At 64.3% G+C, this 14,863-nt stretch carries 7 protein-coding genes and 1 pseudogene; 2 read left to right on the forward strand and 6 right to left on the reverse strand.

What is annotated here, in order from left to right; translation table 11 throughout:
* From JHD82_RS22155 to JHD82_RS22165, 3 genes and pseudogenes are all read right to left on the reverse strand, one after another.
* Window positions 1-4,090 (reverse strand): annotated as a pseudogene (locus tag JHD82_RS22155) (hypothetical protein); the annotation flags it as partial.
* A 19-nt stretch (window positions 4,091-4,109) separates the two neighbouring features.
* Complete coding sequence (locus JHD82_RS22160; protein WP_199138829.1) at window positions 4,110-4,850, reverse strand: hypothetical protein; 741 nt, start codon at window positions 4,848-4,850, stop codon at window positions 4,110-4,112.
* Between the two features lie 179 nt (window positions 4,851-5,029).
* Window positions 5,030-9,490 (reverse strand): choice-of-anchor U domain-containing protein, encoded by a 4,461-nt coding sequence (locus tag JHD82_RS22165; RefSeq protein WP_199138830.1) that lies wholly within the window; start codon window positions 9,488-9,490, stop codon window positions 5,030-5,032.
* Between the two features lie 359 nt (window positions 9,491-9,849).
* Here JHD82_RS22165 and JHD82_RS22170 point away from each other — a divergent pair, with 359 nt between their 5' ends.
* Window positions 9,850-11,001 (forward strand): S1C family serine protease, encoded by a 1,152-nt coding sequence (locus tag JHD82_RS22170; protein WP_199138831.1) that lies wholly within the window; start codon window positions 9,850-9,852, stop codon window positions 10,999-11,001.
* Window positions 11,002-11,071: 70 nt separating this feature from the next.
* On the opposite strand, the gene JHD82_RS22175 is transcribed toward JHD82_RS22170, so the two are convergent.
* The gene (locus tag JHD82_RS22175) at window positions 11,072-11,974 is read right to left on the reverse strand and encodes a D-hexose-6-phosphate mutarotase (protein ID WP_199138832.1); all 903 of its coding nucleotides are present in this window, start codon (window positions 11,972-11,974) and stop codon (window positions 11,072-11,074) included.
* 85 nt (window positions 11,975-12,059) lie between these two features.
* On the opposite strand from JHD82_RS22175, the gene JHD82_RS22180 reads away from it, so the two are divergent.
* Window positions 12,060-13,250, forward strand: coding sequence for a spherulation-specific family 4 protein (locus tag JHD82_RS22180; protein WP_043822289.1), 1,191 nt, complete (start codon window positions 12,060-12,062; stop codon window positions 13,248-13,250).
* 85 nt (window positions 13,251-13,335) lie between these two features.
* Here JHD82_RS22180 and hisA read toward each other — a convergent pair whose 3' ends face one another.
* Together hisA and hisH are read right to left on the reverse strand one after the other, a co-directional pair.
* A complete protein-coding gene (hisA, locus tag JHD82_RS22185) occupies window positions 13,336-14,076 on the reverse strand; it encodes a 1-(5-phosphoribosyl)-5-[(5-phosphoribosylamino)methylideneamino]imidazole-4-carboxamide isomerase (RefSeq protein WP_012207316.1) in 741 nt (246 codons plus the stop codon).
* 61 nt (window positions 14,077-14,137) lie between these two features.
* The gene (gene hisH / locus JHD82_RS22190; RefSeq protein WP_013800802.1) at window positions 14,138-14,806 is read right to left on the reverse strand and encodes an imidazole glycerol phosphate synthase subunit HisH; all 669 of its coding nucleotides are present in this window, start codon (window positions 14,804-14,806) and stop codon (window positions 14,138-14,140) included.
* Window positions 14,807-14,863: the final 57 nt, after the last annotated feature.

Raw genomic sequence — 14,863 nt, forward strand, 5'->3', positions numbered from 1 at the left:
CCCCCCCCCCCCCCCCCCCCCCCCCCCCCCCCCCCCCCCCCCCCCCCCCCCCCCTTTTTAGATGTGTATAAGAGACAGTCAATCTGATATCTGCATAGCCTTGGCCTTTTTCAATTTTCACAGAAGGGGGTGCTGAACAGATATTTGAGTCGACGCAGCGTAAGCCTACAATCATGTCCTGTGGGGCATCACCTGAATATCCATTAATCAGATAACGAACACGAAGCTCATTTTGGTGGCTACGCAGTCCCTTGCCAACAGCCAATTGGCTGCCCTCGTCTAACACCAGACTCAGAGAGAGCTCAGGAGCTGTCACGATCTGGATATCGGAAACGACTGTTTCCAAGCCCACGCCATCAAATTTGATCTTGTAGGTGCCGACAGAGGTTGGCCTACCCACATGACCAGACGATGAGGAGGAGTAGCCAGCAGAAATTGTCAGATGGGAAATCAGTTCGCCATCACTTGCTTCACTGAAAATACCCTCAACGATGCCAGGCGGCGACTTTTCAATCAAATACGCATTTATATCAATCGATTCTATCGAATAATAATAGTAGGAAGGAAAATATCCTCCAGGCACATCCAACGAGATATAAAAGTCGTCCCTGGCACTCGTAGTCAGACGCGATTCGTCAAGCCCATTTATGTTTGGACGCGGGGAAACCACTTCCACCGGGAAATAAGATTTTAGCCCGTTAAAATCAGCCTCCAACTGTGTTTTTCCGGCCAACTTGCCAACAACCTCAATATCTACTGAACTCTCGCCGGAAGCAATGGTCACCGTGGCAGGAACCATGCATATCTCTTGGGAAACACAACGTAATTTCACAGTCAAAGCGTCCTCACCAGGGACTGAATCACCATTCACCATACGATTCAGAGACAATTCAGAGTAATAGGCCTTCAGGCCTTTTCCCACCACAATTTTTTCACGGCCACCGGTATGCGATATCTGCACCGCCTGATTACCACCAGTGACAATTTGCAGTTCGGACACCCCACTTGCAATGCCATTTATTTCCGCACGAATTCGATAACTTCCTGCGGTTTCAGGCCGCGCCACAAAACCAGAATTGGAACTAGCCCCCCCCGCGGGATAAGTGATTTGCGATATCAGGCTGCCATCGCTTTGTGTGTTGTAAATCCCCTGGACCACACTCTCTGGATTGCGGTCTACCAAGCTCACCTCGACAGTCAAGGGTCTGTCGACCTCAGGGTCATGGGCGGCTCCGGGCACTTCAAGGGACAGCACGAATTCATCCCGGCCGCTGGCCGTCGATCTTGTTGCGTCGAGCCGGTTGAAGACGAGGCGAGGCAGGACCACTTCCGTGGGCATGGGTCTGGCCGTCAAAGCTCCTGCTTCAGCAACGACCTGGGTCACGCCTACGCCTGTCCCTGCCACACCGACATAGGCCCGGCTTTGCCCTGCGGCTATCGTCAATGTGGAAGGAGTGGTGCACACCGCCTGCTCCAGACACCGGATATTGACCGTCAGCGGCTCATGGCCTTGATCGGGTGCCCCGTTGCGCAACCGTTCCACATAAAACTCGGAGCGGCCACTGCCCAGGCCGGCGCCCACCACCAGCTTTTCGCCTGCCATGCTATGGAGCATCAGTCCTCGGTCAGACGCCTTCACCGTCTGCACATCGGACACCGCACTTGCGATGTCTGCCACCTCGGCTCGCACACGATAGCTGCCTGCGGAGCCAGGCTTGGCCAGATAGACAGTCGACGATTCCACAGTGTTGCCGGGAATGCGAAGCTGTGTGATCAGGGCGTCGCCTGTCTTTCCGCTGTAGATGCCTCCAATCAATCCGGCCGGATCCTGCTCGACCACATCCAGATCCACTGCCAGGGGCTGGGCCGTGCGCTGGACGAAGCTCGACGGCAGACCCGGCACCTTGAGCACGACATGGAAGTCGTCACGCTCGCTTTCAGTGGTGCGCTGCCCATCAAGGCCGGCGAACACCAGTTGTGGGGCGACGACTTCCACGGGCATTGGCATGGCCGCTGCCATGCCTTCCGCCTGTGCCTCGATCTGGGCAATGCCAAGCCCCGTGCCAGTGACACGGATGGCGGCCTGGCTCTTTCCTCCAGGAATGGTCACGGAGGCAGGCGTCATGCAGGACTCCGACGTGCAACGCAGGTAGACCGTCAGTGGCTCGTGCACAGGGCTGGCTTCACCATTGGTAAGGTGCTCCACGTACAGTTGGCCAGCATCGGTGTACAGGCCGTTGCCCACCACCAGCTTTTCACCTTCATCAAGCTTGAGGCGCAGCCCCTGCTTGGGGTGTACGTCAACCTTCACGACTTTGGTGTTCAGCCCCGCTGAAGTAATCTCCACAAATGCCTGCCCCACGGCAATGCCCTTGACGGTGACAGGAGTGGTGGCGATGAGCTGCCCTTCAGGAATGAAGACCTGGGCGGGCGCCACGCGTGCAATGGCAGGGTCACGGCTTGTGGCCGACACGGCTATGCCGCCCGCAGGCGCGGTTTTGTCCAAGCGCACGCGCAAGGTGCGGCTTTGTTCGATGCCCATGCTGACATCGGCTGCCGGATCAGTACCAAGGGTGAGAGAATCCACGTGCAGCCTGGCTTCAGCCGGCTGGTAGCCGTTTGCCGTTGCGACGAGCCGGCCGCTACCCTGGGATTGCCCATCAAGCACGACGGCGGCCCGGCTCTGGCCCGGTGGAATTTGCAGGGAAGCCACAACCCGCGACAGGCCCGGCGGCTCCACCGCCAGATTGACGAGCAGCCCCTGCTCGGGTGCGGGCTCGGTGATCTCCAGGCTGACCGTGGCCTGCTTTCCAGGCGCTACCACCAAGCTGGCGGGCAGTACCAATGCCTTGGTGCGCACGGATACCGTTGCCAGGGCGCTTGCATGACCATCCGCCTCCGCCGAAAGGCGGCTGCTACCGTCCTTGAGGCCTGTGACCTCAAAATCCATGCCCAGGCGTCCCGCCCCGATCTGTAACGAGGGCGGCGCCGAAAGCACCTTGTTGTCGGAGTTGTCCAGCCGCACGGTCAGCCCCCCATCGGGAGCCGGCTCCTGCAGCAGCAGCCGCATTGCATAGGGACGGTTCACACCGACCGTGGGATGATCCGGCGCCAGCACCAGGGGCGGCAGCTCGACCACCTCGATCTGTACCTCGGCCAAGCCCAGTGCTGCATGGCTGGCAGTCACTAGGCTTGTACCCAGGACGTTGGCCTGTACCTCCAGATCAGCGCTGGTCTGGCCAGCAGCCACCGTGACACGCGAAGCCACAGAAGCCACTGAAGGCACGCTGCTGGTGATGTCCACCGTCAGCCCTGCCTGCGGCGCGGGCAACTTGAGTGCCACGCGCATCAGAGCCACCACGCCAGGCCCGAGCCGCAGCCTGGCAGGCTCAATGGACAGCGGCGCCAGCCCTACACGCACCAACCCCTGCTGGACCAAATAGGGAATGCCCACCACGCCCCAGACGACATGAGAACGGATGGTCCCGGCAGGAACGGCAATGGCGTTGAGCGAATTGCCCTTGGCCGAATTGCCGACTCCAACGGGAGAAGACGCCAGGTCGATATGGATTGCGGGCCCGCTGTGATGGTTGAAGGCCGAATACAGAATCGTCGGAGATGCATTTTCGAGGGCCACGCCGCTGCCGTACTCAATGACAACATGCTCCAGTCGGGTCTGATCGCTGCGCGTGCCCGGCATCAGTCGCCACTGCCGCCAGTCTCCTGGCGCGGGCGTGGGTGCATCCGAGGTGATGACGATGGGCTGCTGCGCCGTGCCTGCCGCATGCAGCGCCCCCTTTCTGAGGGTAAAACTGGCCCCCGTTGCCATTCGTATCGTCACGCCGGGCTCAATGGTCAAGGTTGCATCGGCATCCACGACCACATCGCCCTGCATCAGGTAAGGCGACTGGCCGGTCCGCAACACGATGTCGCTGGTGATTTGGTTCTGCACCAAGGTCTGTGCTCCGGCCTGCCCCATCAGCATCACCAATGCGCAGCAGACCAACAACCAGGCTTTCAGCCACCACGCCATGACAGATTGCGCTCCCTGATGCATCGCCACATTCCCCTCTCGGCTTGCTTTTTTCATTGCGTTCCTCTTGCTTGTCTCACCAGCGCCCGCAGGGTGCCTGCAGCCTGTGGCTGGCTGTTTTTTCGATGGCTTGCATATGCCCCACCTGCGCCTCATAGGCCTGCCAGCCACCGCTGAGCCAGTAGACAGGCAGGTCCTGCGGCCAATGGTCTGTGGCTTGCAGATGGCTTTGCAGCGCGATGCGCTGCGCGGCTTCGGCCGAGGCATCCACAACGACGATCACTGCCTTGCGATATCTGCCCGGCGCGTGGCGCCTCGCCAAGGCGTCAAGCTGCCGACCCAACATGCCCGCTTCTGTCTGGAGCCACAAAGCATCGGATACCGGTCGGCGGGCTGTGGATGCGGCCTGGAATCCCCTGCTGGACGACAGCACGCTCCATTCCACCCCCTGCCCCAGGCCCACGATCCAGTCACGAGCGGACAGATCCTGCAGTAGAGGCGGCCCAACTGCCGTCTCCTGCACACGCGACGTGGCCTCAGCGCCGCCAGCCAGCGCCACTACGTCGTCAAAGCCTTGCGCACGCAATTGCCGGCAAGCCAGGTCCAGCGCTGAGATATCCAGCCCTGTGCCGAGCAGCACCAACTGCTGCTGCTGCAAAAAACGCTTGCCGGCCAGATCAGCCAGGTCCATCTGCAAGGCCTGCGCCACGGGCGCGGCTCGGCGCAGCGGTGCGGGGCGCACATCGATGAGGGTGGCCGCCTGACCGTTTCGCCGCAATTCACCGGGACTTACCCAGCAGGCGGCTGTAAGCGCCATGGGCGTCTCCTGACGCGGCCAATCGGCCGCAGCCTCGGCTGTTGGCACAGCGTGCTCCTCGGCGCGGCAAGATTGCTCGCCTGCATCGGACCAAACCTGCGCCGGTGCGACAGCGAGGGTGGTCGCCCAGAACACCCAGGCATGCGCGTCCCTCGCAACTCCGAAAAAACGAAGCCGCTTCATGCGTCCGCCAGTGCGTAGCGTCTGCGCCGATAACGCAGGCCTGCACCCAGGCCCAACAGCACGGACAGCAGGCCCAACGCCACAGCACCCAGCCCAGGCACCGCCGTCAACTGATCCTCAGGCAGCGGCCCGGACTGTATGACGGGGCCGCCCGGGTCCTTGATGACTCCATTGGCCTGCAGGTCGTCGTCGCCCAACTGGCCATCGGTGATGGTGTAGCTGATGCGGTTGCCGTTGATCGACAGGTTCCTGGGCGCGTACCAGATGCTGCGGCCCCGCGAATGGGGCACAGGTCCGTACTTCAGGTAGCTGCTGATGCCGAACAGGTTGGGCCACTCGGTGGTGACGGTGACCGTGCTTCCGACGTCGCAGCCGGTGAGTTCGTAATCGAACACGCCATGCGGGAAGAGCAGCACGTTGAACAGCGGCAGCCAGCCCTCGGGCTTGCGCACGGCCGTCTTGTCCGGATTGAAGCGGCAGTTGGCGCCGCCGCCCGCCACCGAGGCTTTCAGCGTGCCGGAGCCGCTGGGTGTGGGCAGGGCCACGTCCTTGCCGCCCACAGGCGCGGCCTGGTTTTGCAGGGATACGCGCAAGGCTTCGCCCACACCGGCCGCTGTCACGCGCATCTCGAATGCGCCCGCCAGTCCATTGGCACGAAGCCCGGGCGACGCGGCAACGCCTGCCGCATCGGTGACGGCCTGCGCTGCGAGCGTGCCGCCGTCAAACACGGCGCTCGCTCCGCTGTCCGGCAGCGCAAAGACCACGGCATGGCCGGCCACGGCGGCGCCCTGCGCATCGGTGACCTTGACACGTACGGGTGCCGCATAGGCGGCTCCCACGGTGGCCGTCTGCCCGTCACCGGTCAGTTTGACAATGCGCAGCACGGGCGCCGTGCCATCCAGATTGCCCAGCGTAAAGCGCACGCCGCCGGGCAAGGCCTCGACGCCGGCGGATACGGTGAAGCTGCCCGCAGCGCCAGTGGCTGTCATGACCGGGCTGCGTGCCAGGCCCTGTGCGTCGGTGAGCACGCGCGCCTGGCGGCTGCCGCCGGCAAAGCGTGCGGAGGCCCCGCTGGCGGGAGCGTCGAATGTGACTTCCTGCCCCGCCACCGGGTTGCCGTCAGCCGTCTGCAGGCGCACCTGCAGCGGCAGCGCAAACGGCTGCTCCAGCCTGGCGGACTGCAGGTCGCCGGACACGATGGAAAGCGTCCAATCCCGCGCGGCCTCCTCCTGCCACTGGGCGGCGACCAGGCCTATCCACTGCGCCAGCGATTGCAGAGCCACATTCCGGGTACCGTGGGATGGCAGCGCCCTCAACAGGGGCTGGGCCTGCACCAGGGCCGAGAGGGCCTGGGCCGGCTTTTGCTGCTCCATGGCGACCCGAGCCTGGCCCAGCAATGCCTCGACGGCCTGTCGCTGGTCTGCCGTGGCCTGCGCCAGCGCAGCCACTGCAGCCCGGGTGTTAGCGGCGGCTTGAGGTTCTGCGATGACGGTGACCGGCTGCGACCAGCTGTCCACCAGCGACTTGTCGCCGGCCTTGCGCAACTGCGTCTCGACCGTGGTGGCCAGCGAGGTGCCGGGCAGGTCCAGCCAGGCCTGCACCTGCAATTCGGCCTGGGAGGCGGGCTCCAGGGTCCACCTGACCCGATCACCGTTGACCACGGCCTGCGGCGAGGAGGAACGCAGCTTCATGCCACTGGCCAGGGCCATGGCCTGCTCCAGCGCAATGGCTTGTGTGCTTCGGTTGGCGATGCTGGTTCTGACGCGCACGGCAGATTGCGCCAGCATGGGCTCGGACACAGGCGGAACCAGGGCAGTGAAGCGCGTCTTGGTCCAGTCTTTCCACGAAGCCGCAACCGCGCCTTGCGCCAGGGCATCGAAGCCGATCAACAGCACCTGGCCCTTGCCGTGGGCCACGCCCAACGCAGCGGTCTGCCCTGTGCCATAGCGGGCCAGTTCCGAGCCTGCACCCTCGTTATGCAACGTCCACGCCTGACCTTGCAGGGCTAGCGCTGCATCGCCCAAGCTTGCATCGCCCAGGTGCACAGAGACGCCCGCAGGCAGCGGCTGGTCTGAACGGCTGCCGCCCCAGACGTCGGCCAGGGTGTCCGGCAACGCGCCTGGTGCGCCATCGATGACCAGCGAGGCACCTCGGTAGACGGCGGCCCGCACTTCCTCCATCTGGGAAGCGACCAGGTCGTCCACCGATCCATGGAGCCAGAGCGCGCTGAAGTCACCGGCACGCAAGGCCTTTCGGAGCTCCCCTGGCGTGACCGCCAACTGCACCGAGCCATCGGCCTGCGCCAGCAGATCCTGCAGGGCCTGGCGCTTGCCGTCCGTGCAAGCGGTATCGGCGCCGCATGCGGCATAGGCCAGCACACGCAGGCCCTGGTCCAGGGTCTGCGAAGCGGCCACGGAGGCCTCCTGCTCGCGCCTGAGCAGGGTACTGGCCGCGTTGTTGCCGGTGACGGGGTCGCGGGTGGCCGCGCCGATGCGCGCGGCCAGCAGGAATTCCCTGGCTGTGGAGCCTGCTGCAGGACGCACCTGCAGCACCAGGGTGGGGGCGGAGTCCTTGGCCATGTCGCCCAGGGTCCAGCGGCCCTGTGAATAGCTGCCCACCGATGCCGACTGGCTGGCGATCTCCAGCCCCTGGGGCAGGTCCACATGGACGACGGTGGCCGCTGCCATGGCCGGCCCGGCATTGCGTGCCGTGATGGTGACCGTGGAGCCACCGTCGCGCGCCATGGTGGCCGGTGCCGCCGTCACGCTGATGCCAATGTCCGCTTCCGGTTCGGGATCTGGCCCGGTCACCTTAGCGGAGCGCTTTGCAAACAGATAGCCCGCAGCCGCCGTACCGGTGGCCAGATCAATGCCCGATATACGTCCCGGTGCGGACTGGCCGCCCGCCGTGCCCGCAAGCGCAGCGCCATCGACCAGCCCCTCGCTGACGGCAGCCGACAGCGCATAGCTGCCCTGCAGCAGTCCATCGAATCGGAATTGGCCCTGGGCATCGGTGTGGGCAGTGGCCAGCACCGACTCCCCGGTGCCTGCCCGCGTGCCGGTGAGCTTGATTTCGAGCACGGGGATGGCGGGCTCGCCTGCATCGCGCAATCCGTTGGCATTGCGGTCCTCGAAGGCCGCGCCGGCGATGCTGGCCTGTGCCTCGCCAGCGACCAGGCCAATGGTGTAGCGGCCCGTGGTGTTCACGTCGAACAGGTTCAGGTAATAGCTCCAGCTCAGGTCCTCGTTGCGCTGTCTGGACAGCCAGACGTTTTCGCCAGGAACGACATAGCCGTCGGAGCGGACCACCTGTCGGGGAAGACGGGTGCCCCTGGAGGAATCGGGCACGCGCGCATAGGCCATGCCATTGGCCACGGGATTGAACTGCAGGCTGGCGGTGGCACCGGAGGGCACGAATTGCGCGGATCGGCTTTGATCGCTGACCTCGGTATCCACGCCATCGGATTCATAGACGCGGTAGACATCTCCATCCAGGGCCAGAAAATCGCGGACCTTGTCGCGTCCTGGAAGATCGACACGCACATCCTGGACCAATTGATGGGTATTGACGGTCTTGATCAGGGACGTCAGGGCACCGCCCAGCGAATCCGCATGGGTAAATCCGGCCGTGAATTCGACAAATTTGCCGGCCAGGCTGGACACCATGTTCCAGCGCCCATGCAGGGACGATCCCGGCGTGATGTCGCCAAAGTCGAGCAGCAGGCTTTTGCCTGCTGGCGCATCGTTGACATAGCCGCTCAGAATCTGGAAATTGACAAGCAGCCCTTGCCGGTTTTCGACAATGCGGGGCTGGGCGGTATCGATCTTGGTCTTGTACGAGGTGCCGCCACCACTGTTCTTGATGCGCACGCCCAGCGTGAAGGGGTCGGAAGGCTCGACCTCGGGTGTGAAGGCATCGTCACCCGGAACATCACGGGGCAGGAAGTAGTCAAGCACCAGTTCAGGCTGGGGCCGCACGACGATGGACTCTGGTGCAACCTCCACGGTGTCGGTCTTGCCATCCAGCGTGTAGGTGACCTTGGCGCCTATGTAGTAGACCGCACCCTGGAGATCGCGGCCGCCCGTGCCGGCTGCGGGAATGATCAGCCATCGGACATTGGCGACGGCCTTGGGAGCAATCGTGCCGCCCTGCAGGGAAGTGATGCCCTCGACCCCATCCGTGCGGTAGAAAAAGCGGGCTCCGGAGGCTGCGGGATCCGTGGTGGCAACCACCGTCTGGTTGTTCGCATCCAGGAACTGCAGCGTGATGCTGACGTTCTCCAGCTTTTGGTCCGCCAGGCCATTGGTGATCACCATCCTGGCGTCAAATGCCTGGCGCTCCAGCGAAAGTTTTTGCTCTATGACAATCTTGACTTCGGCACATACCGCATCGGCGGCCTGTGCAAAGGCAATGCCGATGGTTCCTGCAATGGCAAACACCGCGCCAACCAATAGCATCAGCCATCTGGGCGCAATCCTCCCCGAGTCTTTCCACTCCATAGCCCCTCCGTCCCCGCTCTATTCATTGGGCCGCGATTGTATTGAAATTCCTCATCCGTATCAAATCGTGACTTGAAAAAAATAATTAGCAAGCCAATTTAAATAAGACTTGTCCCATTTCAAATGGCGCAACAAAAAAATTGACACGCCCTTCAGCGCTTCAGGAAAAGGCAAAATCGGCACATCCCGATATAGCAATGTCGGTTGTCCGGTGATTCATCGATCACCCAGCGCCCCAGCGAACGCGCCCACCACCGCCCTGTGTACGACATGCCTCACAATGAGGCCTTGTACTCCCGCACAGAACACCACACTTCATGAAACGCACCTGGCTGCTGTTTTCGCAGGCGGTCACCATCCTGGTGGCTGCCTACTTTGTCGTCGCCACCCTGCAGCCGGACTGGCTGCGCCGTGGAGCCGTGCGCAGCAATGCCGGCATCGCGTTGCTGGAGGCGCCGGCCACGCCCGTCGGAGAAGTCAGCCCCGGCAGCTTTGCACCGGCCGCCAAGAAGGCAGCGCCGGCCGTGGTGAGCATCAATACCAGCAAGGCGGTGCGCCATCCGCGCAGCAACGATCCGTGGTTCCAGTTCTTCTTCGGCGACCAGGGCACGCAGGAGCAGGCAGGCCTGGGCAGCGGCGTGATCATCAGCACCGACGGCTACATCCTGACCAACAACCACGTGGTCGAGGGTGCGGACGACATCGAGGTCACGCTGACCGACAGCCGCCAGGCCAAGGCCCAGGTGATCGGCACCGATCCCGAGACCGACCTGGCCGTGCTCAAGATCGCCCTGGACAAGCTGCCCGTCATCGTTCTGGGCAATTCCGACCAGATCGACGTGGGCGACCGCGTGCTGGCCATCGGCAACCCCTTCGGCGTGGGCCAGACGGTGACCAGCGGCATCGTCAGTGCACTGGGCCGCAGTCAGCTGGGCATCAACACCTTCGAGAACTTCATCCAGACCGATGCCGCCATCAACCCCGGCAATTCGGGCGGCGCACTGGTGGACGCCAGCGGCAATCTGCTGGGCATCAATACCGCCATCTATTCGCGCTCGGGTGGCAGCATGGGCATCGGCTTTGCGATCCCCGTGTCCACGGCCAAGCTGGTGCTGGACGGCATCGTCAAGGACGGCCGCGTGATGCGCGGCTGGATCGGCGTGGAGCCCAATGAACTGTCGCCGGAGCTGGCCGAGACCTTTGGCGTGAAGGCCGACTCCGGCGTGATCATCACCGGCGTGCTGCAGGCAGGCCCCGCGGCCCAGGCCGGCATGCGACCGGGCGATGTGATCGTGCAGGTGGGCGACAAGCCCATCCGCAATGTGTCCGAGCTGCTGACCGCCGTGGCCGCGCTCAAGCCCGGCGAGGCTGCGAAATTCGATGTGCGCCGTGGCGAAGGCCCCGTGGAGCTGCAGATCACCCCGGGCCTTCGCCCTGCGCAGTCGGCACAGCGCATGCAGCGCCGCTGACCCGGCTCCCGCCCCAACGAAAAAAGCGCCTGTTCACAGGCGCTTTTTCCATTGCAGGGCCGGCGCTGAACTACAGCTTGTGCAAACGCTGCGCCGCGCGCCAATGCGCGCCGGGCGCCACATGCACGGGCGCATCGATGGCGGCGGCCTCCACGCACAGCATCTGCCGCCACCCTTGTGGCGGCATGTCGGCCAGGCGGGCACACAGCGCGGGGCCGGGGTTCCAGACCACGGTCTCGCTCCAGGCAGCATCCTGCGAGATGCGCAAGCCTCCGGCAGGAGCGGCCAGTTCCATGGTCTTCCCGGGCCGGGGGTAGACGCGATCGACCTCTTCGCCAAAGCGCACGTCGCCTTGCTGCGTGGGGTGGGTGTCGGCCACGGCATCCCAGTAGGGCAGGCCGTCAAGGCCTTGCAGCCGGCATTGCTCCACGTCCGCCACGCGCAGGTAGCTGTGCAAGGCGGCAGTGAAGGCCAAAGGCGTGTCTCCCCGGTTGTGCACCACCAGCTCCGCGTCAAGCCGGCCGGGCAACAGCGTCACCTCCAGCCAGGTCTCGAAGGAGTGCGGCCAGACGGCGCGCGTCTGCGGCGTATCGGCAAGCTTGAGCCGCAGGAACAAGCCATCGCCGGCAAGAACCTCGGCCTGTGCTGCATCGGCCTGCCACGGCAGGGTGCGCGCAAAGCCGTGCTTGACCAGTGGGCCGCGTTGGTTGAATTGGGGAAAGCAGACCGGAATACCGCCGCGTATGGGTGTGTGGCCGTCATGGGCGGCATGAGGGCTCAGGAACAGTTGCTCCTCGCCCCCTGCCTGCCAGGACAGCAGCTGCGCGCCCTGCAAGGCCACCAGGGCGGTATCGCCGCAGGCCAGGCGCAGGCGGATGGCGGGCAGGCCCTGCCATGCATCAGCGCAGGCGCCGGGAGCTTGCGCGGCCGCAGGTAAAGCTGTTACTGCGGGAAAGGAAGATGTAACTTTCATGCTTGAATATAGCCTTTCCCCCGCTCAGCCCTCCTCTGTCATGCAACGCTCCCACGCTCCCTCTCCTCTTGTCCTGCGACTCGGCATGCTCGCCCTGGCCGCCTCGGTGGCCTCCTGCGGCGGAGGCGGCGGTGGTGACAGCAACGCTGGCGGTGGCAATGGCGGTAATGGGGGTGACGGCGGCACCGGCCAGCCCGGAGTGACCTCGGTCACCGTGCAATGGACGGCCCCGGCCGCCAGGGATGTGGTGACTGCAGGCTCGGCACTGACCCTGCGCGCAGGTGTTCTGGCCGACGGCGTGAATGCCGCCGATGGAACCGTGGTGAGCTTCAGCGCAGCCACAGGCGTCAGCACCTCGGCACTGACCAGCTCCGGCGTGGCAACGGCTTCGCTGACCGGTGCCACGCCGGGCCGCCAGCAGGTGCAGGCCAGCGCCACCGTGGCAGGCCGCACGGGCAGCGCTTCGCAGACTTTCTATCTGCGTCCTGCGCCTGCACCGCTGCGGGTGCTGGTGCCCACGTATTTCTATCCCACCGGCTCGGGAGCCACGGCCTGGAATGCGCTGACGGCCAGCGCACAGGCGAATCCGACCGTGCAGATGACGGCCATCCTGAATCCGGCCAACGGCATTTTCAGTGGCCCGGACGCGAACATCACGCGCGCCGCCACCGCTTTTGCCAACGCGGGCGGGCAGTTGGTGGGCTATGTGAGCTCCAGCTATGGCACGGGCACGCGATCGCTGGCCAGCATCCAGGCCAATATCGACAACTATTTCACGCACTACGGCGCGGGCCTGGTCAAGGGTTTCTTCATTGACGAGATGGCGGCCACCACCAACCGGCTGGACTTCTACCGCACCATCTACCAGTACATCAAGGCCAAGAATCCCAACCTGATCGTGATCGGCAACCCGGGCCTCGTGCCCGTGGCCGGTTATGCCGATGTGGCCGATGTGCTGACCACGTTCGAGGGCAAGGGCTCCACCTACGCCACCTACGATCCGCGCACGACGAGTTTTGACTGGCTGTACGGGCTGCCCAACAGCCACCAGGCCTCGCTGGTGCACAACGTGTCGGGCTGCGCGGCCATGCAGACGGCCGTGCAGTCGGCCGCCTCGGCCCGCTACCAGGCGGGATGGATCTATGTGACCCAGCTGGAGTTCGAGCCCAGCACCGGCGTGGGCAACCCCTGGGCCGGGCTGCCGAATTACTGGGATGCCTTTGTGCAGACCGTGCGCGCCACCAATGCCGGGCAGGCCATGCCCGCCTGCTCGTAAAGAAAGCCTGAATCCCTGGCGCTGAATGCAGCGCGGGCGCCTGTGAAGCACAGGCGCCCGCAAATACAGGGAAGGCGCAGGCCGTTCAGGCCCTGAGCTCGTCGGCGCGGGCCTGCGCCGCGGCGAAGTCAAGGTCACCCGAGTAGATGGCGCGGCCGCAGATCACGCCTTCGATGCCTTCGTCCTCGACCTTGCACAGCGCCTCGATGTCGGCCATGCCCGCCAGGCCGCCCGAGGCGATGACGGGAATCTTCAGCGATTGCGCGAGATTGACGGTGGCGTCGATGTTGATGCCCGTGAGCATGCCGTCGCGGCCGATGTCGGTGTAGATGATGGACTCCACGCCCCAGTCCTCGAAGCGCTTGGCCACCGAGTGCACGTCCTGGCCCGTGAGCTTGCTCCAGCCGTCGATAGCCACCTTGCCGTCCTTGGCATCGAGCCCGACGATCACATGGCCGCCGAAGGCGCTGCAGGCGTCCTGCAGAAAGCCCGGGTTCTTCACGGCAGCGGTGCCGATGATCACGTAGCTGATGCCGGCGTCTATGTATTTCTCGATGGTGTCCAGGTCACGGATGCCGCCGCCGAGCTGCACCGGAATCCGGCCGTCCACCTCTTTGAGGATGGCCTTGATGGCCACCAGGTTCTTGGGCTGGCCCGCAAACGCGCCATTGAGGTCCACCAGGTGCAGGCGGCGTGCGCCGGCGTCGAGCCAGCGGCGGGCGATGATGGCCGGGTCTTCGCCGAACGTGGTCGACTGGTCCATATCACCCTGGATGAGGCGTACGCAGTGGCCGTCCTTGAGGTCGATGGCAGGAATGAGCAGCATGATGGTTTGCGAGCAATGAAGGCCTGGGATGCAGCGGCCGGTGCGGGGAGGGAAAGAGGGTTCAGGGCTTCCAGCCCAGAAAGTTGCGGAACAGGGCCAGGCCCTGGTCCGCGCTCTTTTCGGGGTGAAACTGGGTGGCGAAAATATTATCGCGTGCGATGGCGCAGGCAAAGCGCCCGCCGTAGTCGGCCTCTGCAGCGCAATGCTGGGGCTGCTGCACCACGGCGTAGAAACTGTGGACGAAGTAGTAGAAGCTGTCTTCGGGAATTCCACGCCACAGCGGGTGGGACTGCCCGGCATTGTGCTTGCGGTGCACGCGGTTCCAGCCCATTTGCGGCACCTTGAAGCGGCTGCCGTCGGCCTGGACGCGGCCCGCCAGATCGAACTTGCGCACGTTGCCGGGGATGAGGCCCAGGCCGGGGACGTCACCTTCGTCGCTGTGGTCCAGCAGCATCTGCATGCCCACGCAGACGCCGAACAGGGGCTTGTTGGCAGCGGCGTGCAGCACGGCGTCCTGCAGGCCGGATTCGCGCAGTTCGCGCATGCAGTCGGGCATGGCGCCCTGGCCAGGCAGCACGACCCGGTTGGCGGCCAGCACCACCTCGGGATCGGCGGTGACCACGACCTGCCAGCCGGAGTCGGCGGCGGCCGTGCGCACGGCCTGGGAAACCGAGCGCAGATTGCCCATGCCGTAATCGACGACGGCGACGGTGTTGTCAGTCAAACTCATAGCGTGTGGCGCGTGTTCGGTCGGATTTTCGGCTGGATTGCCCGGTCAGAGCAAGCT

This window comes from Delftia sp. ASV31, assembly GCF_016428765.1.
GTDB classification, from domain to species: domain Bacteria; phylum Pseudomonadota; class Gammaproteobacteria; order Burkholderiales; family Burkholderiaceae_C; genus Comamonas; species Comamonas acidovorans.